The 22,582-nt window shown below is 35.9% G+C and carries 22 protein-coding genes; 10 read left to right on the forward strand and 12 right to left on the reverse strand.

Annotated features, from left to right (window positions below):
* The first annotated feature begins 117 nt into the window (after window positions 1-117).
* Both HMPREF1052_RS00175 and brnQ read left to right on the forward strand, forming a co-directional pair.
* Window positions 118-909, forward strand: a complete 792-nt coding sequence (locus HMPREF1052_RS00175) for a glycosyltransferase family 32 protein (protein WP_005758360.1) — start codon at window positions 118-120, stop codon at window positions 907-909.
* A gap of 67 nt (window positions 910-976) precedes the next feature.
* A complete protein-coding gene (brnQ, locus tag HMPREF1052_RS00180) occupies window positions 977-2,284 on the forward strand; it encodes a branched-chain amino acid transport system II carrier protein (RefSeq protein WP_005758539.1) in 1,308 nt (435 codons plus the stop codon).
* Window positions 2,285-2,430: 146 nt separating this feature from the next.
* Here brnQ and groL read toward each other — a convergent pair whose 3' ends face one another.
* From groL to priA, 8 genes are all read right to left on the reverse strand, one after another.
* Window positions 2,431-4,077, reverse strand: a complete 1,647-nt coding sequence (gene groL, locus HMPREF1052_RS00185) for a chaperonin GroEL (RefSeq protein ID WP_005758410.1) — start codon at window positions 4,075-4,077, stop codon at window positions 2,431-2,433.
* A 63-nt stretch (window positions 4,078-4,140) separates the two neighbouring features.
* A complete protein-coding gene (locus HMPREF1052_RS00190) occupies window positions 4,141-4,431 on the reverse strand; it encodes a co-chaperone GroES (protein ID WP_005758569.1) in 291 nt (96 codons plus the stop codon).
* 90 nt (window positions 4,432-4,521) lie between these two features.
* Window positions 4,522-5,016: an FxsA family protein gene (locus HMPREF1052_RS00195; protein ID WP_005758599.1), complete on the reverse strand. Its 495-nt coding sequence runs from the start codon at window positions 5,014-5,016 to the stop codon at window positions 4,522-4,524.
* Between the two features lie 145 nt (window positions 5,017-5,161).
* On the reverse strand, window positions 5,162-8,251 hold the full coding sequence (acrB, locus tag HMPREF1052_RS00200) for a multidrug efflux RND transporter permease subunit AcrB (protein WP_005758436.1): 3,090 nt from the start codon (window positions 8,249-8,251) through the stop codon (window positions 5,162-5,164).
* A gap of 21 nt (window positions 8,252-8,272) precedes the next feature.
* Window positions 8,273-9,469, reverse strand: a complete 1,197-nt coding sequence (locus HMPREF1052_RS00205; RefSeq protein WP_005758494.1) for an efflux RND transporter periplasmic adaptor subunit — start codon at window positions 9,467-9,469, stop codon at window positions 8,273-8,275.
* Between the two features lie 33 nt (window positions 9,470-9,502).
* Window positions 9,503-10,069, reverse strand: a complete 567-nt coding sequence (locus HMPREF1052_RS00210; protein WP_005758351.1) for a TetR/AcrR family transcriptional regulator — start codon at window positions 10,067-10,069, stop codon at window positions 9,503-9,505.
* Between the two features lie 186 nt (window positions 10,070-10,255).
* Window positions 10,256-11,134, reverse strand: a complete 879-nt coding sequence (gene ftsN / locus HMPREF1052_RS00215) for a cell division protein FtsN (protein ID WP_005758433.1) — start codon at window positions 11,132-11,134, stop codon at window positions 10,256-10,258.
* Window positions 11,135-11,235: 101 nt separating this feature from the next.
* Entirely contained in the window at window positions 11,236-13,449 is a 2,214-nt protein-coding gene (gene priA, locus HMPREF1052_RS00220) for a primosomal protein N' (protein WP_005758566.1), read from the reverse strand.
* Between the two features lie 264 nt (window positions 13,450-13,713).
* Here priA and rpmE point away from each other — a divergent pair, with 264 nt between their 5' ends.
* Together rpmE and HMPREF1052_RS00230 are read left to right on the forward strand one after the other, a co-directional pair.
* Window positions 13,714-13,929 (forward strand): 50S ribosomal protein L31, encoded by a 216-nt coding sequence (rpmE, locus tag HMPREF1052_RS00225; RefSeq protein WP_005758462.1) that lies wholly within the window; start codon window positions 13,714-13,716, stop codon window positions 13,927-13,929.
* Window positions 13,930-14,167: 238 nt separating this feature from the next.
* The gene (locus HMPREF1052_RS00230) at window positions 14,168-15,037 is read left to right on the forward strand and encodes a hypothetical protein (protein ID WP_005758452.1); all 870 of its coding nucleotides are present in this window, start codon (window positions 14,168-14,170) and stop codon (window positions 15,035-15,037) included.
* 62 nt (window positions 15,038-15,099) lie between these two features.
* Here the strand turns inward: HMPREF1052_RS00230 and HMPREF1052_RS00235 are convergent, their stop codons facing one another.
* Window positions 15,100-15,852, reverse strand: coding sequence for a M48 family metallopeptidase (locus HMPREF1052_RS00235; protein ID WP_005758628.1), 753 nt, complete (start codon window positions 15,850-15,852; stop codon window positions 15,100-15,102).
* Window positions 15,853-16,020: 168 nt separating this feature from the next.
* Here HMPREF1052_RS00235 and HMPREF1052_RS00240 point away from each other — a divergent pair, with 168 nt between their 5' ends.
* Window positions 16,021-16,782 carry a glycosyltransferase family 2 protein gene (locus HMPREF1052_RS00240; RefSeq protein ID WP_005758502.1) on the forward strand — a complete coding sequence of 254 codons (762 nt, stop codon included), beginning with the start codon at window positions 16,021-16,023 and terminating at the stop codon, window positions 16,780-16,782.
* A 50-nt stretch (window positions 16,783-16,832) separates the two neighbouring features.
* Here HMPREF1052_RS00240 and HMPREF1052_RS00245 read toward each other — a convergent pair whose 3' ends face one another.
* Window positions 16,833-17,861: a glycosyltransferase family 9 protein gene (locus tag HMPREF1052_RS00245; protein WP_005758558.1), complete on the reverse strand. Its 1,029-nt coding sequence runs from the start codon at window positions 17,859-17,861 to the stop codon at window positions 16,833-16,835.
* Between the two features lie 247 nt (window positions 17,862-18,108).
* On the opposite strand from HMPREF1052_RS00245, the gene rpsP reads away from it, so the two are divergent.
* From rpsP to rplS, 4 genes are read left to right on the forward strand one after another with little or no spacing between them, the layout of a single operon-like run.
* On the forward strand, window positions 18,109-18,357 hold the full coding sequence (gene rpsP / locus HMPREF1052_RS00250; protein WP_005758485.1) for a 30S ribosomal protein S16: 249 nt from the start codon (window positions 18,109-18,111) through the stop codon (window positions 18,355-18,357).
* 37 nt (window positions 18,358-18,394) lie between these two features.
* A complete protein-coding gene (gene rimM, locus HMPREF1052_RS00255; RefSeq protein WP_005758578.1) occupies window positions 18,395-18,922 on the forward strand; it encodes a ribosome maturation factor RimM in 528 nt (175 codons plus the stop codon).
* 54 nt (window positions 18,923-18,976) lie between these two features.
* Window positions 18,977-19,726, forward strand: coding sequence for a tRNA (guanosine(37)-N1)-methyltransferase TrmD (gene trmD, locus HMPREF1052_RS00260; RefSeq protein WP_005758472.1), 750 nt, complete (start codon window positions 18,977-18,979; stop codon window positions 19,724-19,726).
* 25 nt (window positions 19,727-19,751) lie between these two features.
* The gene (gene rplS, locus HMPREF1052_RS00265; RefSeq protein WP_005758621.1) at window positions 19,752-20,102 is read left to right on the forward strand and encodes a 50S ribosomal protein L19; all 351 of its coding nucleotides are present in this window, start codon (window positions 19,752-19,754) and stop codon (window positions 20,100-20,102) included.
* Between the two features lie 135 nt (window positions 20,103-20,237).
* Here the strand turns inward: rplS and rraA are convergent, their stop codons facing one another.
* A complete protein-coding gene (rraA, locus tag HMPREF1052_RS00270; RefSeq protein ID WP_005758574.1) occupies window positions 20,238-20,738 on the reverse strand; it encodes a ribonuclease E activity regulator RraA in 501 nt (166 codons plus the stop codon).
* Window positions 20,739-20,842: 104 nt separating this feature from the next.
* The gene (locus HMPREF1052_RS00275; RefSeq protein ID WP_005758565.1) at window positions 20,843-21,751 is read right to left on the reverse strand and encodes a 1,4-dihydroxy-2-naphthoate polyprenyltransferase; all 909 of its coding nucleotides are present in this window, start codon (window positions 21,749-21,751) and stop codon (window positions 20,843-20,845) included.
* A gap of 89 nt (window positions 21,752-21,840) precedes the next feature.
* On the opposite strand from HMPREF1052_RS00275, the gene tsaA reads away from it, so the two are divergent.
* The gene (tsaA, locus tag HMPREF1052_RS00280; RefSeq protein ID WP_005758365.1) at window positions 21,841-22,566 is read left to right on the forward strand and encodes a tRNA (N6-threonylcarbamoyladenosine(37)-N6)-methyltransferase TrmO; all 726 of its coding nucleotides are present in this window, start codon (window positions 21,841-21,843) and stop codon (window positions 22,564-22,566) included.
* Window positions 22,567-22,582: the final 16 nt, after the last annotated feature.

Raw genomic sequence — 22,582 nt, forward strand, 5'->3', positions numbered from 1 at the left:
TTCTTTTCTTACTTCATTGAATTTCATTAGGTTTTACTTCTTAATTTATTAAGAACAATTTAATTATTGTTGGATAAATGGTAAAGTACATAAAATTTTATTATCAATGGTGATCCAATGAATAAACCTGTTAAATATGAGAAACTTATTGTTTTATCTAATGGCTTATTACGTCTATTAGGTAATATTGTAAAAATATTAAGTTATCCATTCCATGCTATATTTCCGAAAAAGCGCTTTACCATTCCTGAATATAGCCCTGCATTTCGTCAATCTAATCAAGTGACTAAAATTAATAAAACTATTTGGCAGACTAACTATAGCAACAAAGTTACCCTACCAATTTATTGTAATTACTTAGTTAACCGTGCACTCTCTTGGAGTTATGATTATCATTATGTCAGCACTGAAGCTCGTGAAGAATATATTAAAACTCATGCTGATCAACGCACTTTTAATGCTTATCAACAATTAACTGATGGAGCTGCACAAGCTGATTTCTGGCGTATCTTTACACTCTATACTGAAGGTGGTGTATATATTGATATTGATGGACATTTAGTATGGTGTTTATCTGCGATAATTGATTCCGATGATTCTGAAGTATTAATTACTCGTCGTGATAAATATACAAACTTCTTCTTAGCTAGTGAAAAAGGAAATCAATTTTTAAAAGACACTTTAGATATTATCATTGAAAATATTGAACAACGTCGCATTGATGGGGGGGTTTTTTCACTAACTGGGCCAACCACCTTAAATCAAGCGCTTGAAGGAAAAGATGTTAATGCACGTCGTGATAAAATCACTTGCGCACAAGGTACATTTAGTAATGAGTATTTCCAATATATGGATAAGAAAATGGGGAAATGGAACCATACTAAAAATGAAGACATCTTAAAAAAATAACTTATTTTTAACCCTTATCTCTCGCACTTTAGCAGAGACTTACTTTGAAATTTAGATCTTAATTAATATGAACAAAAACACTTTTATTGTCGGCTTTATGCTGTTCGCGATTTTTTTTGGTGCAGGTAATTTGATTTTTCCACCTAAACTAGGTTTGGAAAGTGGAGTCACATTTTTTCCTGCTATGCTTGGTTTTATTCTCAGTGGTGTCGGTTTTCCTCTTTTAGGAATTATTGTGAGTGCATTTTATGAAGGTGGATATAAAAATGCCTTAAATCGAGTTCACCCTTGGTTTTCTATCCTCTTTCTAGTGGCAATCTATTTAAGTATTGGTCCATTCTTTGCTATTCCAAGAACAGCGGCTACAGCTTATGAAATGGCGATTTTACCTTTCATTGGGACCAGTGATAGTTTATCTCTATTTATCTTTACGTTCATTTATTTTTCTTTAGCCATTTGGTTTTCCATTAATCCATCAAAGATGGTTGAACGCATCGGTGCAATCTTGACACCTATTTTATTACTAAGCATTTTAGTGTTAGTGATCCGTGCAGTATTCTTATTAGGTGGTACCGATATTGCTGAAAGTGCGGTCAATATTTCTGAAATTTCTAATCACAAAGGTTTCTTTGAAGGCTTTATTAACGGCTACCTAACCATGGATGCCTTAGCAGCAATTGCCTTCTCAGTTATCGTTATTGCAGCGATTAAATCAAAAGGTGTATCTGAAGGAAAAGCATTAATTAAGCAGACCATTTCAGCAGGCATTATCGCAGCCATTTCATTAGGTGCAATTTATTTAGCCATTGGCTGGATTGGTCATCATCTACCTATTTCACAAGAAACCTTAAATCAACTGAATGCCAACCAACAAGATATTGGAACTTATATTCTAAATGCAATTACCACACAAGCCTTTGGTGAATTTGGTCGTTCGGTGTTAGGGCTGATTGTTTCTTTAGCTTGTTTAACAACAGCAATTGGGCTAATCGTTGCTGTTAGTGAATACTTCAATGAAATTTATCATAAAATTGCATATAAAACCTATGTGATAGTATTTACACTAATTGGCTTTATTATCGCCAATCAAGGTCTAAACACAGTTATTAGTAAATCCATCCCAGTATTATTAGTACTTTATCCTATTGCAATGACTGTGATGTTATTATTATTGGTCAATCTATTTATTCGATTACCTAACTTAGCCTTCCGCATGGCAATTTTATTTGTTTCCATTATTGCATTTTGTTCTGTTGCAGATTTACCTTTTGTGCAATACCTTCCACTTAAAGCACATTCTTTAGAATGGTTAGTTTTTGCAATCAGTGGAACATTCTTAGGCTATATCTTTAGCGCAATTAAAGTAGCAAAATAATACTTTACTCTCATCAATAAGGGCGAATTAAAAAATTATGCCCTTTCTTTTTATCTAAAATTTTATGGAACGCTACCGCACTTTGCATAAAAAAACACTCAATCTAAAGACTGAGTGTTTTTAAATATTTTAGCCTTAATGGATGATTACATCATTCCACCCATTCCGCCCATGCCTCCCATTCCAGCGGCACCTAAATCTGCTTTATCTTCTTTAGGTAAATCTGTTACCATACATTCAGTAGTAATCATTAATCCCGCAATAGATGCAGCAAATTGCAATGCAGAACGAGTAACTTTAGTTGGATCTAAAATACCCATTTCGATCATATCGCCATATTGTTCAGTACCTGCGTTATAACCAAAGTTACCTTCACCATTTTTAACCGCACTTGCCACAACAGAAGCTTCTTCGCCAGCATTAGCAACAATTTGACGAAGTGGTGATTCCATTGCTCTTAATGCTAGTTTGATACCTACATTTTGGTCTTCATTATCACCACTTAGTGTTTTAGCCACTTTACCAGCTGCACGAACTAAAGCAACACCACCACCAGCAACAACACCTTCTTCTACAGCTGCACGAGTTGCATGTAATGCATCATCAACACGATCTTTCTTCTCTTTCATTTCTACTTCAGTAGCTGCACCAACTTTGATTACAGCAACACCGCCAGCGAGTTTAGCAACACGCTCTTGTAATTTTTCTTTATCATAATCAGAAGTAGACTCTTCAATTTGTTGACGAATTTGTGCCACACGACCTTTAATTTGGGCTTCATCACCAATACCATCAATGATAGTTGTATTATCTTTATTGATAACAACACGTTTAGCTTGACCTAAATCTTCTAAAGTCGCTTTTTCTAATTCCATACCGATTTCTTCAGAAATTACAGTACCCGCAGTGAGAATTGCGATATCTTGTAACATGGCTTTACGACGATCACCAAAACCAGGCGCTTTAACTGCTGCCACTTTAACAATACCACGCATTGTATTCACCACTAAAGTTGCTAATGCTTCACCTTCTACATCTTCAGCGATGATCAATAAAGGTTTACCTGCTTTAGCCACACCTTCTAATACAGGAAGAAGTTCACGAATATTAGAGATTTTTTTATCCACTAATAAAATAAATGGATTATCTAATTCAACTGTTGCAGCTTCTGGTTTATTGATAAAGTAAGGTGATAAATAGCCACGGTCGAATTGCATACCTTCAACTACATCTAATTCATCTGAAAGACCAGAACCGTCTTCCACGGTAATAACCCCTTCTTTACCAACTTTTTCCATTGCTTGGGCAATTAATTTACCCACAGTTTCATCAGCATTAGCAGAAATTGTACCGACTTGTTCAATTTCTTTTGATGTTTCACAAGGTTTAGAAAGCGCTTTTAATTCTTCAACTACAGAAGCTACGGCTTTATCAATCCCACGTTTGAGATCCATTGGATTCATACCTGCTGCAACAGCTTTCAAACCTTCATTAACAATAGCTTGTGCAAGTACAGTCGCCGTTGTTGTACCATCACCAGCGGCATCATTTGCTTTTGATGCAACTTCTTTCACCATTTGTGCACCCATATTTTCGAATTTATCTTCTAATTCGATTTCACGTGCAACAGAGACACCATCTTTAGTGATAGTTGGAGCACCAAATGATTTGTCTAAAATTACATTACGGCCTTTAGGTCCTAAGGTTACTTTTACTGCATCTGCTAATACATTCACACCGGTAAGCATTTTAATGCGTGCATCATTGCCAAATTTAACATCTTTTGCTGCCATTTTATTTTCCTTCTTATTCCGTGAGCGTACTTATACGCTTCTATCAATTAGTTTTAGTGATAATTATTCTACAATTGCTAAAATATCGTTTTCAGAAATAATTAATACTTCTTCACCATCAATTTTTTCTACTTTTACGCCGTAACCATCATTGAAAATCACAGTATCACCTACTTTTACATCTAATGGTTGCACGCTACCATTTTCAAGAATACGACCTTTGCCTACCGCCAATACTTTTGCACGAGTTGATTTTGTGGCAGCCGTACCTGTTAATACAATACCGCCTGCAGAAAGGGTTTCAACTTCTTCACGTTTAATGATCACACGATCATGTAATGGACGAATATTCATTCAAATTACCTCTTTAGTAAATGTTAGATTGATTTAAAATGTAAATTGGATATGGGGCATTTTTTTACCCTTTCAAGGGTAAAATAAAAATTATTTTAGCCATCTTTCTTCATCAGTTTGTTTTTCATATTCTGCTTCAAAAATTTCACTACGCTGTTCTTTATCTCCATAAAATTGTTGCTGGAAACCTTTCCCCGCAGATTGATAATTAAAACCCAAGTTGATTAAATTAAATTTACCTATAATCAATTTACCTAACCAGCGCTGTATAGGTGGAAATAATAAACATAAAGCGATTAGATCCGTAAGAACACCTGGGATAATAAATAAAATCGCCGCAATCATCCACACTAGAGATAATGTTAACGTGCGTAGAGGAATTTCTCCTTGATTTATTTGTTTACGTAAATTCAACAGAGTAAAAATTCCTCTGGATCTCAACATAGCAATACCAATAAAACCAGAAAGAAATAATAAGAAAATAGTACCTAAAGTCCCTATTGCTGAACTAATACTTATTAAAAGTGACAATTCAAGATAAATAAAGATCAAAGCAGTAAGGGGAATCAGCAAAATTTTTGACATAGCCATCTCTCTAAAAAATTATTTCTTAGTAAATATGAGGAGAAATAATAGAATTTCAATGATTAACTAAAATTTTCTAAAAAATAACCGCACTTTGATCGATAAATCAAATGTGCGGTTAAAAATTTAGAAATTTTATTTAAGGTTAGTGAGTAGAATCTGTAGTTGCTACTGACTGTTCCTCATAAAATTCTGGCAATGGCTTGTGTTCACTTGCAATAAATGAATAAATTACAGGTAACACAAATAAGGTAAATAAAGTACCAATTGCAAGCCCTGCTACAATCACCACCCCCATACTAAAACGCATTACTGCGCCTGCGCCAGATGCATAAAGTAATGGAATCAAGCCTGCAATCATCGCTGCTGTAGTCATCAAGATTGGACGTAAACGAATTTGTGCTGCTGCCATAATTGCATCAATACGATTTTTACCGTGCTTAAGCTGTTCTTCTTTTGCGACTTCACACATCAAAATACCGTGTTTAGTGATCAAGCCCACTAGCGTAATCAAACCCACTTCTGAGTAAATATTTAATGTTACTCCAGGAATACGTAAGAGGCCCAATAAATTTAATACTAACAAAGCACCTGAAATGGCTAAAGGCACAGATACCATGATTACCAATGGATCTCGAAGAGATTCAAATTGAATAGCTAATACTAAGAAAATAATAATAACTGCTAATACGAATGTTATCGCTAATGAGTTACCCTCTTGTACAAGTTGGCGAGCTTCACCTTTCCAATCATAACTATATCCAGCAGGTAATTCTTTAGCTGCTTGTTGTAACCATTTAATCGCATCACCTGTTGTAGAAGTCGGTGAAGGTACCAATTGAATTTCAGCACTATTCAACTGACTAAAACGAGGTAATAAATAGGGTTGAGGTTCAAGGGTGACAGTTAATAAGCTACTTAATGGTACACTTTCACCATTACTTGCCGAAATATAATAATTTTTCAAACTTTCTGGTGATAAACGATTTTCACGTTTCACTTGCGAAATAATTTTATAAGCACGTCCGTCAATATCCACCCGAGTAATAGTAGCTTCAGATAAATAACTACCCAAAGTACGGCTTATTTGTTGCATAGTGATACCATAAGTACCCGCTTTTTCTTTATCAACTTTAATACGCATTTGTGGCGTATCATATTTTAAGGTCAAGTTTGAATAAACAAACATTCCTGACTGCTTAATTTTTTGTAAGAATGTTCCTGCCACTTCAGCCAAATCTTTAGTACTACCTGGAGAACTTAAGACAAATACCACAGGAGGACCTTGTTCACCAGTTTCGACTTCAGGAAATGAGAAAGCGGAGACCGAGATTTCTGGAATTGTAGCGGCTTTAGCTGTTAATTCAGCCATTACCTCAGCCTGTGTCCGACTACGTTGTGACCAATCTTTCAAAGTTGAAATAATCAAAGCTTGATTGGTATTTGGTGCACCTGCAATGACTTGAGAATATTGTTTTTCTGGTATTCCATCTAAAATTGCTTCATATTGTTTTGTTGCTTGTTGAACATAATCTACGTTAACATTTGATTGCGCAGTTGCAATACCTAAAAAACCACCTTTATCTTCTGCAGGCGTTAACTCACTGGAAAGATTAGTAAATAAAACAGGTAATGTTGCAAAAATAATCACCGCAAATATGAGCATTAATTTACGTGTTTGCATAATAAGGGTTAGCAAATAAGTGTAAATTTCTGTCATACGGGTTAATGTACGGTTCACTCTTTCTTCAAATTTAGAACTTTCATGTTTTAAAATTTTACTCGACATCATTGGAGAAAGGGTAAGTGCCACAATTCCCGAAATAAATACCGCACCCGCTAAAGTGAGAGCAAACTCCTTAAATAAAGTCCCTGTAATACCATTCATTAATGCCATTGGCGAATATACCGCAACTAAGGCAATAGTCATTGAAATTACTGGTACAGCAATTTCACGGGTACCAATAATGGCTGCTCGGAAAGGTGTTTCTCCTTCTTTAATATGACGATCAACGTTTTCCAATACCACAATCGCATCATCTACCACCAAACCAATCGCAAGAATCAAGGCTAGCAAGGTCATTAAATTGATTGAAAAGCCAAACATTTGCAACATGAAAATAACCCCAATTAATGAAATTGGAATCGTGATCACAGGAATGAAAATCGCACGTAATGAACCGATAAAACACATAATAACGACTAATACGATCAACACCGCTTCTACGATAGTATGTATTACATCATTAATTGAACTGTTAATTGCAATAGTACGGTCATAAAGAATGGAAGATTGAATACTATTCGGTAAGTTTTTTACGATCGTATCATATAAAGGACGAATATCATCAGCAACGGTTAATGGATTTGCTGTTGAGGTAGGTTCAATGGCTAATACTACGGCATCGGCACCATTTGCTGCAGCACGAGTATTGTCACTTTCTTTATTTAATTCAACATCCGCCACATCACGTAAACGAACTAATTTATCGCCTTCAGAATAAACAATTAATTTACTTAGATCTTCCACTGTTGTGGTAGTGGTTTCAACCTTATTACGATAAATATTAAAATAGCCTTTATCACTCCCCGCCGCAGTTTGTACATTATTACTTGATAATGCACTCATTACTTGAGGTGCGGAAAGATTTTGAGCTGCTAATTTTTGTGGATCTAACCAAACACGCATAGCATATTCAGCCGCACCATAGATTTGCACTTTAGCCACACCTTGCACAGTAAATAGCTGAGGTTTTACTACACGCTCAATATAATCTGTGACTTGACTAGAATCTAACTTATCCGATGTAAAGCTGATATACATAATCCCCGAACCACCCGTAGATGAAGTCAACACAGGATCTTCAATATCAGAAGGAAGTTCAGAACGAACGGAGTTCACTTTTGATAATACATCCGCAAGTGCTGCACTTGGGTCTGTATTTAATTTCATTTTAACAGTAATACGAGATGAACTTGGAGAGCTGGTTGATGATAAATAATCAATATTGTCAGCTTGAGCGATCGCTTCTTCTAATTTAGAGGTAACGAAAGCTTGAATTAATCCAGCATCAGCACCAGGATAGGTGGTACTCACTGTAATCACCGTTGTTGTCATTTCTGGATATTCACGTACTGTTAATTTAGAAATGGCTTGCAAACCAAGAATAATGATCAGCATACTAATTGCCATTGCCATAACAGGGCGTCGAATAAATATATCTGTAAATTTCATTCAATAAATCCTTGGCTGAAATTAAAGGTTAGTTTTTTCAGCAGGTTGTGCGGTACCCACACCCTCTTTATCTGAAATTTGAACTAAACTTCCGTTACTTAAACGTTGTTGTCCACCTGTGACCACAATATCACCCACTTTAATATCATCACCTTTTAATTGTGAATAGATACCCTGACGATCCTTAGTGAATACCGTGATTTGTTTTACACGATACATTTTGCTCAGATTTTCATTATCTTGGAATTTAGCTTTATCTTCTTCTGAAAGAGGTTGTAACACATAAGCTAATTCCCCATACATATTATAAGTAATAGAAACTTGAGGAATGACAATTTGATTAGTTTCAGTCGGCAACGCTAAACGTAAACGCACAAACATACCAGACAATAATTTTTGTGCATCAGTTGCATCAAAGGTTGCTTGAACATCAATTAACCCCGTTGATTTATTTACTGCGGGCTCAATAGCCGTGACTTTTGCAGCAAAGGTTTCTCCAGTACGAGCATCTGAAGTTGCCGTTACTTTTTGACCAATATGAAGTTTCTCTAATTGATTTTGTGAAATTGAAAAATCCACTTTCATTGAACTGATATCTTCAACCCGTACAATTTGAGTAGAGGCTTGAATATATTGCCCTTCATTGACTTGGACGATCCCTGTTACGCCATCAAACGGTGCCACAATTTTACGACGATCAATGGATGCTTTTAATGAATTAATATTTGCCATTAATTGATCATAAGTGGCTTTTGCTGAATCTAATTCAGTTTGAGATACACTTTGAGATTTAATTAAATTTGCATAACGTTGATAGGTTAATCGTGCTGAAGGTAACTGTGCTTCAGAAGCTTTTAACGTAGCTTCTTCAACTGAATTATCTAATTCAACTAATACATCGCCTTTTTTCACGACTTGACCTGATTTCACATAAATACGTTTAATCGTACCTGATGCTTGTGAACTCAACATTGAACCTTGATTTGGTCTAATTAAACCTGTGGTTTCAATCACTGGAGTCCATTCTGATGGACTTACCTTTAATACTGTTACTGGGTTTGCTTTTTCAGGCATGTTAGCAATCGCTTTGCTAATCATAATGTCCTTAAATTTATTTAAACCAATCACTAATGCAAACACTAAAATAATCACCGCTAACCCGACTTTCAGAAAGAAAGAATGTGAGCGTTTTGGTTTGCTATTTTGACTATCCGTCATAAAAAAACTCCGTAAAAAGTCGAATTTATAAAACTATTTTTGAATAGAACGCCAAGTTCTTTCAATGGTCATGGATAAAATATCCTCAGAAAATGTTTCTTTAAAATAGAATTGTTTAACTGCTAATTTAATCGCACTTTCTAAACTAAGTGCAAATAAAATCCCCACAGGTAAATTACATAACACTTCTGCTTGTTGAGCTTTTTGACAAAACCTTGTCCAGAGACTTTCGTGCTCCATCTTCGTACAAATTTCTAAAAAACCTGACAAAGACTGATATTGTTGCATATTTACAATCACATCAGGATCTGTTTGTAAGAATGTCCAAATATTCCGCCACATTTTTTGATATTGTTTGAAATAATCCTCAGTTTCATCAAAATCCTTTTTCAGTGCTTTATCAAAAAGAGAAAACACTCGCCAAGCAAATTGTGATAACAATTCTTCCTTACTTTTAAAATAAAGATAAATTGTCCCCGCAGAAATTTTCGCTTCCTTAGCAATTTTATGCATAGATAGGTTATGTAACCCTTCCCTTGCCATCAAATGCTCTGTAGCTTTAAAAATTTGCTCAGCCATATCTGTTTCAGATTGACGCATAATAATTAATTTCAAAAGTTAAGCTTAAGACACAACATTCATAGATAAAGCTATAGCTTATGGAATGAATGAACGTTCGTTCATTTTAATGATTTTTAGCCATTTAGCAAGAAAAAGTGCGGTCGATATTTAAAAAATATTGACCGCACTTTAGATAAAAATAGCTTGTAATAAGATAGGCTAAGACTACATACCAATAATCACACAGTTTGTGATTGCACTCGCTTGTTTTTGGGCATTGACTGCATCAGCTCTATCCCCTACAGGTCCAATCACTACCCGATTCCAATCTGCACTTGAATTAACCCGTGCATTTAAACCTGACATTGCCAAACGAGCCTGTAAACTTTCGGCTTGAGCTTTATTTTTAAATGCGCCACATTGCAAACCAAATTTGCCTGTAGCAGGTTTTGCAGTTTCCGTTGTTACCGCTTTTTTAGCTGCATCAGCTTTGGCTTGTTCTGCTTTCTGAGCTGCTTCAGCTTTCTTACGCTCTTCTTCTTTTTTACGTTTTTCAGCGATAGCTTGTTGCTCTGCTTTTAAGGTCGCTTCATCTTTTACAGGTGCGGCTGTAGCTGTTGTAGCATCAGTCACGGGCGCAGGCTGTGTAGATGTTTGACTATCTTTAGATGCTATAGTTTGAGCATCAACAGACTGAGTTTCTGTGTTTTTGCTAGCCTCTTCAGCACGTTTAGCTTTCTCTAACTCAGCCTGTTTTTCACGTTCCGCCAATTTTCTCAGTTCTTCTTTTTGTTTATCACTCAACTGTAACGTTTTTTCTGTTTGCACAACATCAGTAGGAACAGTTCGACTTTCCAGTTGCTGAATATAAGACCATACTTCTTCAGGGCGGCTTGGAAGCTGACTTTTAGGTGCTTCTTTGGCTGCATTGGTGGTAGGATTAATAGTTTCAGGTGTTACTGATGAACCCGAATTTTTAATAAAATAAAGGGTTGCAACAAAAGCAATCACAACTAACGCTGCAATTGCAGTTAATAAACCAGCATTGATACCTTTTGATTTTTTCTTTCTGCTATTACGAGCAGCATAATCACGTTGTGCCACAATAAATATCTCTTATTCAAAAGCCCAATAAATAATAAAATTTGAATTATTCTGAAAAATGAAATTAATTCTACTCAAAAAACTAGCTGCTGACTAGATATTTAACTCATATCTTGTGGATCGACATCTAAAATCCACCTTACTTGGGAAGATTTAATATCATTTTCTAATTCTAAATTAAATTCTGACAAAGCCTTTTGTAGAATAGATTTAGAAGTATGTTGTAATAACAACTGCCAACGAAAACGTCCTGCCTTTTTGCTAAATGGCGCAGATATCGGGCCTAATATTTGTAGATCTGGAACATGCTGGCGTTGCTTCCATTGATGAAAATAATTTGCAATAGATTGCAAGATTTGTTCTGCCTCTTCACTCTTCTTACTTTGTGCTCGAAATAATGCCTGTCCACTAAAAGGCGGTAATCCCATTTGATAACGTAAATTCAATGTAGAATCAGCAAAAGCTGAATAACCTTGATTGAGTAAGCACTGTAATAATGGATGTTCGGGGTAATGGGTTTGTAAAACCACTTCCCCTTGTTTTTCAGAACGTCCCGAACGCCCTGCAACTTGTATATATAATTGAGCTAAACGTTCTTCCGCTCGAAAATCTAATGAAAATAATGCACTATCAACATTCACTATCGCGACCAGTGTGACATCAGGGAAATGATGCCCTTTAGCTAAAATCTGTGTTCCAATTAAAATTTGGCTTTTTCCTTGACGAATATTGTCTAAATGATTTTCTAATGCACCTTTACGGCTAGTACTATCACGATCAATACGTGTAATTTTATATTGAGGAAATCTTTCCTTTAGTACCTCTTCAAGTTGCTCTGTACCAATACCTGTAGTCACTAAATGCGTTGAGCCACATTCAGGACATTGCATAGGAACAGGCTTTTGTATCTCACAATGATGACATTTTAGAACACGATGATTTTGATGGTACGTATAAGGTTTATCACATTGCTGGCAAGTGGCAATCCAACCACATTCATGACATAACATCACAGGTGCAAAACCGCGGCGATTCAAAAACAACATTACCTGATTACCTTTTTTTAAATGAACGGTCATTTTACGTAATAAAGCATCCGATAAACCGTTATGCACAAGTTGATGTTTTAAATCAATTACTTCATGTTTTAAGACAGGACTGTTTCCCGCTCGATTAGACAACACAATATGTTTGAATTTGCCTTTTTTGACATTATTTAAGCTTTCTAAACTAGGGGTTGCAGATCCCAATAAAATTGGAATATTAAGTTGTTTTGCATAAACTATAGCTAAATCTCGAGCATGATAACGCCAACCGCCATCCTGTTGCTTAAATGAATTATCATGCTCTTCATCAATCACAATTAAACCAAGATTGAAAAATTGCGTGAATAATGCTGAACGTGTACCAATAACAATGGCACTTTGCCCCGTTCTTGCCCGCTGCCAAACTTGTAAGCGCTGCGTATCATTTAAATTAGAATGGAGTACATCAATAAGTACATTAAAACGAGCTTGAAAGCGTTGCGCCGTTTGTGGTGTTAAACTAATTTCAGGCACCAGCACTAAAACTTGTTTATTTTGTTTAAGAATTTCTTCTATATACTGCAAATAAATTTCTGTTTTTCCCGAACCTGTAACCCCATCAAGTAACCAGGCGACAAAGCCATCTTGAAATAACAATTGGCTCAACGCTAATGCTTGCGATTTATTTAAGGTAAGCCGTTGTTGTGCTCTAGCGATAGATTCATTATTCAATTTCTGTTGCCATGAAATTGACTGCACAGGCTGAATCACTTCTTGAATGAAATGTTTTGCTTTCAATTGAGACCAGACGCCTGGTGAAAACATATTATTAGCTTTTTCTTGTGGCATTTTGCTTAACGCTAACAGTGCCTCAAACTGCTTTTTAGCTCGTTTTAATTGATCTGTTATTAGTGCGCTTTCTCCAAGTGCGGTTATTTTCCAAAAAATTTTTGCTTTTTCTACCGCACTTTCGCCTGTGCGTAACTTAGCTGGAAGTGCAGAGAATAGTACATCGCCTAAAGAAAATTGATAATATTTTGCTCCCCAGCATAATAATCGCCATAACGCCTGATTAAATAAAGGTTCTTCATCTAAAACCGCTAGAATAGGTTTTAATTGTTCTGCTGGAATATCGGTTTGATCCACTAATTCCACCACAATCGCAATACGTTTTTGCGTTCCAAATGAAACTTGTACACGCCCGCCTACCACGGGGTTCATTCCCTCAGGTAAAATATAATCAAATAGACGCATTAATGGTACAGCTAAAGCAACACGAACAAATTTCATAATGGGTTAAATAAAAATTTAAATAATTAGCTAAAAGGATTAAAATTTTCTCGAAATACACATCTTAAATCCGTAACGGTTACTTATTATAACCAATAATTGCCCCTTGAATAATCCATTTTTTAAGGTATAATTTGCGCTCTTACTAACGAGCCTTCAGAAAGTTGTTGATACTTTCGATGGCGTAATATTAATCACTCGTGGTGTTTGGAAACTCTTTAGAGTTGGTCCTTATAGCGGCGAGGCTTCAATTTGAGGTTTTCTATGAAACAAGGTATTCATCCTGAATATAAAGAAATTACAGCGACTTGCTCATGCGGTAATGTAATCAAAACTCGCTCTACTGTGAGCCGTAATATTAACTTAGATGTCTGTGGTCAATGCCACCCATTCTATACTGGTAAACAACGTGTTGTAGATACTGGCGGTCGTGTAGAACGCTTTAACAGTCGTTTCAAAATCCCAGGTTCAAAAAAATAATTTGAATTCTTGATTAGCCCTCGTAGCTACGGGGGTTAATTTCATTGAATAAATACTAGCCAAACAAAACCTAATCTACTACAATTTCTACGCTATCTCGTTTAATACGCTAACTATACCCATTAATCTTTTTATAAATTAATTATTATTTTTCCTTAAATCATTAAATTACCCACAGCATTTTTTCAATGTTATGAGTATATAGATTGGTATAACTTATTTAATTTAGAATATAGAAATGAATTTAGTCCTTCTCACCTTCGGTGAACGCTTAGAAAATCACTATCAAGCATGCTTCTCAATTTTGAGTTTTTTAAAAGATCCTAATATCAAAAATGTCATTATCGTGACAGATCGTGCGGATTTTTATCAATTCTTGAATGGACAAGTTAAGTTTATTCATATAAACCAGCAAACTATCAAGGAATGGCAAGGTAAATATCAATTTTTCTGGCGTATAAAGATCAAAGCGTTAGAAATTGTTCAGCAACATTATCCTGAACAAAATCTACTCTATATTGATAGTGATACTTTTTTAGCAAGCAATTTAGATAAAATGTATATAGCCTTAAATCAAGGTCAAACCTTTATGCATAAAGCTGAATATACATTAGGTTCTCAAGCGAATAATACTATAAAGAAAATGTATCAAAGTTTGAATGGGCAAACTTTTGCCAACATTCCACTTAATGAGCATTCAATGATGTGGAATGCTGGAGTCATTGCACTACCAGCAAACAAAGCAAAAGAAATCATCCAACTTACCCTGCAACTTTGTGATGAAATCTGCGCCACGAATTGTACAAGACGTTTAGTTAAACAATTTTCATTTTCCATTGCCTTGAATCATCAAGTTCAATTACAAGCTTGTGATAATCTAATTGGGCATTATTGGAGTAATAAAGAGGAATGGAATGAAATGATCGCTAAGTTTTTTGTGAATGGCTATTTACAAAATATGAGTTTAGAAGAGGCGATTAATCAGCTAAGAGACTTTGATTGGAACTGTCTGCCCATTCATAAAAAACAACGAAATACCAAGACAAGATTAATTAAATTAATTGATCATCTTTTTCCAGCTAAAAATATTCAATATTTTTCTAAATAAGTGATAAAAAAGTGCGGTAGAAATTTTTAAAATTCCTATCGCACTTTACATCAATGATTATCCTAACGGGCGTGATAGACTTTTAGAGCATCTGGCATTAAACGTTGTAAGTTTGCTTGTCGAGATTCATCACTAGGATGGGTTGAGAGTAAGGAAATACCTCCACCGCCACCCATTTTTTGCATTTTCTCCCATAAATGAGGTGCAGATTGAGGATTATAACCTGAGCGAGCCATTAAAAATAATCCAACTTCATCAGCCTCTGTTTCATTGCTACGAGAAAAAGGTTTATTCACCCCAAGATCCGCAACGCTACTCCCCAAACGAGTATTCACACCTAAAGCAGCAGAAGCGGCAATATCTGCGGCAACGCCAATGATCCCTGTAAACAAACCGACATTCCGTGATTGTTTACCATGCTCTTTTAATGCATGTGCCATTTCATGCCCCATAACTACCGCAATTTCATCATCGGTTAATTTCAACGTATCCACCAACCCAGTGTAAAACATCATTTTACCGCCTGGCATCGCCCAAGCATTGAGTTCTTTAGATTTGACTACCGCAATTTGCCAATTGAACCGTTGACCTGTGAGATTTTCTTTGGTGGCATAAGGCACCATAGTTCTAAAGACATTTTGAATTCGTTGAGATGTTGCAGATGAGGTATCTAACATCCCTTTCACTTTAGCCTCTTGAACAACTTGAGCATAACTTGCCGCCGCTTCTTGATTGACTTGAGCGCTATCAGCACAAGCAACTAAAAGCCCTATAGTTAATGACAGTGCCGATAACTTCTTATTAAATTTAAGCATAAAATCACCCTAGAAGAATATATCTATAAAATTAGAATATATATTAATCAATTCATTTCGATTATAACTCTATTTTTATTTTTTGCTATACATCAGCTAAAAGTGCGGTACTTTTTCCATAAAAATCTATGTTAGAATAAAAAAAATTGCTCAAAAGGAAAAAACGCCATGCCAAGCATTAGTGTTGCAATGATCGTAAAAAATGAAGCTCAAGATCTCGCAAGTTGTTTAGAAACCGTGAAAGATTGGGTGGATGAAATTGTTATTTTAGATAGTGGAAGCACAGATAATACTCAACAAATTGCTTTAAGCTTTGGAGCTAAATTTTATACCAATAGCGATTGGCCAGGATTTGGTAAACAACGTCAAATCGCACAGCAATATGTGACTAGTGATTACGTGTTGTGGTTAGATGCGGATGAACGAGTGACACCTGAATTACGTCAATCTATTCAAACAGCTATTGCTAAAAATGAAGCAAATACTGTTTATCAGCTTCCTCGTTTAAGTGAAGTATTCGGACGTAAAATTTATCATTCAGGTTGGTATCCTGACTATGTTGTGAGATTATATCAGACCAAATTTGCCCATTATGGAGATGAATTAGTTCACGAAAAAGTACATTATCCTGACAATACCAAAGTAGAAAAACTGACGGGTGATCTCGAACATTACACTTATAAAGATATACATCATTATCTTACTAAGTCCGCTAACTATGGTAAAGCATGGGCAGAGCAACGAGCAAATGCAGGCAAATCAACCAGTTTATTTGATGCAGTCAGCCATGGGATTGGTTGTTTTGTAAAAATGTATATTTTAAGAGCTGGCTTTCTAGATGGGAAACAAGGTTTCTTATTAGCAATTCTCTCTGCCAATTCAACCTTTAACAAATATGCCGATTTATGGGTAAGAACCAAAACTAAATAATTCATTCCATAAAAAGTGCGGTTGTTTTACCGCACTTTTTTATTCTTGTCCTATCCCCATTGGCGATGAATAAACGGAATAATTTCTTTTAGACATTGCTCAATATTAATTACCGTTAAGTTCTTTTCTAGCTCTTTTTTAAATGGAGGACAGAAAGCAAGATGTTTATCTACGGCATTAATTGGTCGCCAACGTTTTGGAATCGCAGATAAACGACTAGGATAAAAACCGATAGTCGGTATATTTAAAGCCCCACTCACATGTAATGGCCCTGTAGATCCTGAAATATACAAATCTGCACAAGCAAGAGAATGGCTAAAATCTAATAACCCCTGATTTTTATCATAAATCACTAAATTGGGGTGAGCGACCAATGAGGCTAATTGATGTGCCTTCTCACTTTCATTAGGGCCTGCTGTTAGCACAATATAACAATTAAATTCTGCTAAAATGCCTTTAATTAAATCTGCATATTGTTGCAACGATAAATTATTTGCAGAACCACCTGAACCACTATGCACAAATACCCATTTTTTATCCGAAGTAATACCAAGTTGCTCACATAATAAAATTTTCTGATTGGCTACCGCACTTTTAGGGAAACTAAGATAAGGTACGGAGGGTTCAACAATCGCTATATGATGATCTTGTAAAAAGTGACGAGACAAATCCATATTGTATTCAAATTCTGCTTTTTCAGAACGGGAACGACGTTGAGTTAAACGATGATTATATAGGAATTGGAATAGTTTCGTTGCGGGGGCTAAACGATATTTAATACCTGATTTCCAAGTTAATTTAGCATTATACCAATCAGATACAAAACTAATCACAGCATCAAACTTTTGAGCTCTAATGATTTGCAAAGTGCGGTCAAATTCTTCAGAATTTTTCTTATCGGCAGAATCAATAATCACTTCATCAATATAAGGACAAGCTTCTGCTAAAGGCGCAGTATATTTAGGCACTAATGCCGTAATCTGCAAATTTGGCTGAGAGATTTTTAATAAAGCAAAGGCAGGCCAAGCTACCATAAAATCGCCTAATTTATCATTACGAATTACAAGAATTTTTTGCATAATTAAGATCTTTACTGGAATTTTTTATGCATTCTAGCAAAATCAGTCAAAAATCGTAACTCATCGCGCAAAATATTCAGTTTTTTAACCACTAATAATTCCCCTTCAAAGTCGCTCTTAACTTGATTTTCTGGCGGAAAAGAGTATAATCGTCCCGCTTTTTGCCTATATATACAGAGAAAAAAGTAAGCATTCCTACTCCTTCGATGTAGGTTTTCTTTTATTATTAAACATTTAGAGGAAGGTTATGGTAACCATTCGTTTATCTCGTGGCGGAGCTAAAAAACGCCCATTTTATCAAATCGTAGTAGCTGACAGCCGTTCACCTCGTGACGGTCGTTTCATTGAACGTGTTGGTTTCTTCAATCCATTAGCAGCTGGTAAAGCAGAACGTGTTCGTATTGAATTAGATCGCGTTAATGCATGGTTAGAAAAAGGCGCAAGCTTATCTGATCGTGTTGCGAGTTTAGTTAAAGAAGCTCAAAAAGCTGCATAATTGCTTTTGAAAAGATAAATATAAGTAGGTGAATAGAATGGATCAGCAAAGAATTGAAATAGTAGGCAAATTAGGCTCTACTTATGGCATTCGCGGTTGGTTACGTATTTATTCATCAACAGAATATACCGAAAGTATCTTCGACTACCAACCTTGGTTTTTAAAAATCAAAGGTCAATGGCAACCGATTGAATTGGAAACATGGAAGCACCACAATCATGAATTGATCGTTAAATTAAAAAACGTCAATGATCGTGAAACTGCACAAACTTTAGCAAATGTAGAAATTGGTGTGGATTTATCTGTGTTTCCAGCACTTGAAGAAGGTGATTACTATTGGCATGACTTAATTGGCTGCCAAGTAGTAAATTTACAAGGTTATACTATGGGAACGGTTTCTGAAATGATGGAAACAGGTTCAAATGATGTATTAGTCGTGCGTGCAAACGCTAAAGATGCTTTTGGCAAACAAGAACGTTTAATCCCGTTCTTGTATGAACAAGTAGTTAAAAGAGTAGATCTCACCACAAAGACTATTGAAGTGGATTGGGACGCTGGTTTCTAACCTCGGGTACGCTGTTAGCTTTAGTATTAACATTTTACACAAAAGGTATTAGCTATGTGGATCGGGATAATTAGTCTTTTCCCAGAAATGTTTAAAGCAATTACAGAATTTGGGGTCACAGGACGAGCCGTAAAACAAAATCTCTTGCAAGTATCCTGTTGGAATCCTCGTGATTTCACACATGATAAACATAAAACTGTAGATGACCGCCCTTATGGTGGTGGGCCTGGAATGCTGATGATGGTACAACCATTACGAGATGCAATCCAGGCAGCAAAGACAGCAGCAGGAGAAGGTGCAAAGGTTATTTACCTTTCACCTCAAGGACGTAAACTTGATCAAAGTGGCGTAACAGAATTGGCAACAAATAAAAAACTGATTTTAGTTTGTGGTCGTTACGAAGGCATTGATGAACGAGTGATTCAATCTGAAATTGATGAAGAATGGTCAATCGGAGATTACGTTCTCACAGGAGGAGAACTTCCTGCAATGACATTAATTGATGCTGTTGCAAGATTTATTCCAGGTGTATTAGGCAAACAAGCCTCGGCAGAAGAGGATTCTTTTGCAGAAGGATTACTAGATTGTCCTCATTATACCCGCCCTGAAGTTTTAAATGGCTGTACTGTACCACCTGTACTGATGTCAGGTAATCATGAAGAAATTCGTAAATGGCGATTAAAGCAATCACTTGAGCGAACATGGTTAAGACGCCCCGAGCTATTGGAAAGCCTAGCTCTGACTGACGAACAAAAGAAACTGTTAAAACAGGTAAAAGCCGAATATAACAGTAAAATCAGTTAACACTAGGAATAAAAAGGGTTTAAAAATGAGCAACATCATTAAACAACTTGAAGAAGAACAATTAAAACAAAACGTACCTAGCTTCCGTCCAGGTGACACATTAGAAGTTAAAGTATGGGTAGTTGAAGGTAGCAAAAAACGTCTGCAAGCATTCGAAGGCGTGGTTATTGCAATTCGTAACCGTGGCTTGCACTCAGCATTCACTTTACGTAAAGTATCTAACGGTACTGGCGTTGAGCGTGTTTTCCAAACTCACTCACCTGCAATTGATAGCATCTCTGTTAAACGTAAAGGTGCTGTACGTAAAGCTAAACTTTACTACTTACGTGAACGTTCAGGTAAATCTGCACGTATCAAAGAACGTCTTGGTGAATAATTTCCTTAGTTATCATCAAACTAAAAAAGGCTCGAATATTCGAGCCTTTTTTGTTGATATTCACCAGACAAATAAAAAAAGTGCGGTCAAAATTTTTTAAAATACAACCGCACTTTTCATTCTTTATTTCAGTAATTATTCAGTATCTAACTCATCTAATTCAAGCACTTCTTGAGAAAGAATAATGCCAGTTAAATCTGCATACACATAATCTTCTGGGAAGAAAGTTACTCCTCCAAAATTGACAGGAATATCGCTTTCACCTTGATTATTTTCATCTGCGCCTACTGGAATTGGGGCAAGCGCTTGAATACCGATATTAATATTTTCAAGTTGACTTAATTGACGAACAGCGCCATACACAATAATACCTTCCCAGCCATTATCTGCCGCCAATTGTGCCAAATCGGCATCAATTAATGCACGACGTACAGCACCACCACCATCAACCAGTAATACACGACCTTCACCTTGCTCTTCTAAGATTTCAGCGATCAGTCCATTTTGTTCAAAACATTTCACAGTTGTTACTTTGCCATAGAACTCACTCACACCACCAAAGCTTGAAAAAATTGGTTCAACGACATCCACTTGGTCTAAATAGATATCACAGAGTTCTGAAGTATCGATACGCATAGGATTCCCTTTTGTGTCATTTAAACTTCGCTTAGTATAAACTGCTTTCTAAGATAACTCAAACAAGCATAAAAATAGCCTCACAAAGAGGCTAATTAATCCAACTATTTTGCTAGAACTAAACCAATGCTAAATAACACATTGGTTAATAAAGCTAATAAAGACATCTGTCCGAGCATGGGTCTCAATAACAATGGATCTTTACTGCGATACACAAATAGACCATGTTTAACTAATAATGGAATGGCGAAAATAAATAAATATCCCCAAATTGAATTCACATTTATAGATGAAAATAAGAGATAACATAGAATACCACTAATTAATAGCATCCAATGATAGACACGGCTTTTATCTACGCCTAAACGTACTACTAAAGTATATTTCCCCGCTTTTCTATCCTGTTCAATATCACGCATATTATTAATATTCAATACCGCCACGGATAAAAAACCACAACCACTGGCAGGTAAGAAAACGGTCCAGTTGATATTATGAGCTTGTAAATAATAAGTTCCAACAACGGCTAATAAACCAAAAAATAAGAAGACAAATAAATCGCCCAAGCCTAAATAGCCATAAGGTTTTTTACCAACCGTATAAGCAATAGCTGCAACGATAGATGCAATACCTAATGCAATAAACACAATTAAATCTTGCATGCTTTGATAAGCAGTTGATAATAAAGCAAACCCTGAAATTAGAATTAACACAATAGTGACAATCAAACCTTTACGAAGCTGCGCTTCTGTCATATGTCCTTTTTGAATACCACGTAATGGACCAATACGTTCAGCGGTATCTGAACCTTTTTGAAAATCCCCATAATCATTGGCAAAATTAGACAAAATTTGTAATAAGGTCGCCGTCAATAAACATAAAATCGTAATCGTCCAGTCAAAATAACCAAACCAATATGCCACTGCAGAGCCTGTAAAAATAATGGCTAATGCAAGAGGGAGAGTTCTTGGTCTAGCAGTTTCTAACCAAGTTTTAATCGTACTTTGTGTCATAAAATTTCTAAAAATGAGACCGCACTTTATCGCGGTGTTATAATGGAATTGCTATTTTATCAATACTCATGTGATATTTTAAGGAAAATATGTCGGAAACTGCACTTCAATTACAGCCTATTGCGATTATTCACAGCCCTTACAAGGAAAAATTTTCTGTACCACGACAACCTAATTTAGTACAAGATGGAACAGGAATTGTGGAATTATTAGCACCTTATAATCAACCAGAAGCAGTACGTGGTTTAGAGGAATTTAGTCATCTTTGGTTGATTTTTCAGTTTGATAAAAATCCTGTTGGAAAATGGCAGCCAACTGTTCGCCCACCTCGCTTAGGAGGAAATCAACACGTCGGCGTATTTGCCTCTCGCTCCCCTTTTAGACCGAACAGTTTGGGGCTTTCTAAAGTTGAATTACGACAAGTGGAAATTAGCCATGGCAAAATACTGCTTCATCTTGGTGCTGTTGATTTAGTGGATGGCACACCGATTTATGATATTAAGCCCTACATTGCTTATGCAGATAGTGAGCCTCTTGCTAAATCAAGTTTTGCGCAAGAAAAGCCACAGATAAAACTAACTGTTTCATTTTCCTCAGAAGCTAAAACTCAACTGGAAAAATTTTCCAAAATTTACCCGCAGTTTGTGCGATTTATTACCGAGGTAATTCAACAAGATCCACGCCCAGCTTACCAACAAGGCAAGCCCACAGAACGGGAATATGGTATTTTATTATATAAATATAATGTTCGTTGGCGAATTCAGAAAGGAACCACCAATCAAGCTGAGATCTTTGAAATCACAGAAACAACATAGGAGACTGATTGCCTCC

The organism is Pasteurella bettyae CCUG 2042 (assembly GCF_000262245.1).
Classification (GTDB): Bacteria; Pseudomonadota; Gammaproteobacteria; order Enterobacterales; family Pasteurellaceae; genus Basfia; species Basfia bettyae.

What these genes read in the sequence shown, in the direction of transcription:
- HMPREF1052_RS00175 (WP_005758360.1), top strand. Translation starts at nt 118, where the DNA reads ATGAATAAACCTGTTAAATATGAGAAACTTATTGTTTTATCTAATGGC.
- brnQ (WP_005758539.1), top strand. Translation starts at nt 977, where the DNA reads ATGAACAAAAACACTTTTATTGTCGGCTTTATGCTGTTCGCGATTTTT.
- groL (WP_005758410.1), bottom strand. Translation starts at nt 4,077, where the DNA reads ATGGCAGCAAAAGATGTTAAATTTGGCAATGATGCACGCATTAAAATG.
- HMPREF1052_RS00190 (WP_005758569.1), bottom strand. Translation starts at nt 4,431, where the DNA reads ATGAATATTCGTCCATTACATGATCGTGTGATCATTAAACGTGAAGAA.
- HMPREF1052_RS00195 (WP_005758599.1), bottom strand. Translation starts at nt 5,016, where the DNA reads ATGTCAAAAATTTTGCTGATTCCCCTTACTGCTTTGATCTTTATTTAT.
- acrB (WP_005758436.1), bottom strand. Translation starts at nt 8,251, where the DNA reads ATGAAATTTACAGATATATTTATTCGACGCCCTGTTATGGCAATGGCA.
- HMPREF1052_RS00205 (WP_005758494.1), bottom strand. Translation starts at nt 9,469, where the DNA reads ATGACGGATAGTCAAAATAGCAAACCAAAACGCTCACATTCTTTCTTT.
- HMPREF1052_RS00210 (WP_005758351.1), bottom strand. Translation starts at nt 10,069, where the DNA reads ATGCGTCAATCTGAAACAGATATGGCTGAGCAAATTTTTAAAGCTACA.
- priA (WP_005758566.1), bottom strand. Translation starts at nt 13,449, where the DNA reads ATGAAATTTGTTCGTGTTGCTTTAGCTGTACCATTAATGCGTCTATTT.
- rpmE (WP_005758462.1), top strand. Translation starts at nt 13,714, where the DNA reads ATGAAACAAGGTATTCATCCTGAATATAAAGAAATTACAGCGACTTGC.
- HMPREF1052_RS00230 (WP_005758452.1), top strand. Translation starts at nt 14,168, where the DNA reads ATGAATTTAGTCCTTCTCACCTTCGGTGAACGCTTAGAAAATCACTAT.
- HMPREF1052_RS00235 (WP_005758628.1), bottom strand. Translation starts at nt 15,852, where the DNA reads ATGCTTAAATTTAATAAGAAGTTATCGGCACTGTCATTAACTATAGGG.
- HMPREF1052_RS00240 (WP_005758502.1), top strand. Translation starts at nt 16,021, where the DNA reads ATGCCAAGCATTAGTGTTGCAATGATCGTAAAAAATGAAGCTCAAGAT.
- HMPREF1052_RS00245 (WP_005758558.1), bottom strand. Translation starts at nt 17,861, where the DNA reads ATGCAAAAAATTCTTGTAATTCGTAATGATAAATTAGGCGATTTTATG.
- rpsP (WP_005758485.1), top strand. Translation starts at nt 18,109, where the DNA reads ATGGTAACCATTCGTTTATCTCGTGGCGGAGCTAAAAAACGCCCATTT.
- rimM (WP_005758578.1), top strand. Translation starts at nt 18,395, where the DNA reads ATGGATCAGCAAAGAATTGAAATAGTAGGCAAATTAGGCTCTACTTAT.
- trmD (WP_005758472.1), top strand. Translation starts at nt 18,977, where the DNA reads ATGTGGATCGGGATAATTAGTCTTTTCCCAGAAATGTTTAAAGCAATT.
- rplS (WP_005758621.1), top strand. Translation starts at nt 19,752, where the DNA reads ATGAGCAACATCATTAAACAACTTGAAGAAGAACAATTAAAACAAAAC.
- rraA (WP_005758574.1), bottom strand. Translation starts at nt 20,738, where the DNA reads ATGCGTATCGATACTTCAGAACTCTGTGATATCTATTTAGACCAAGTG.
- HMPREF1052_RS00275 (WP_005758565.1), bottom strand. Translation starts at nt 21,751, where the DNA reads ATGACACAAAGTACGATTAAAACTTGGTTAGAAACTGCTAGACCAAGA.
- tsaA (WP_005758365.1), top strand. Translation starts at nt 21,841, where the DNA reads ATGTCGGAAACTGCACTTCAATTACAGCCTATTGCGATTATTCACAGC.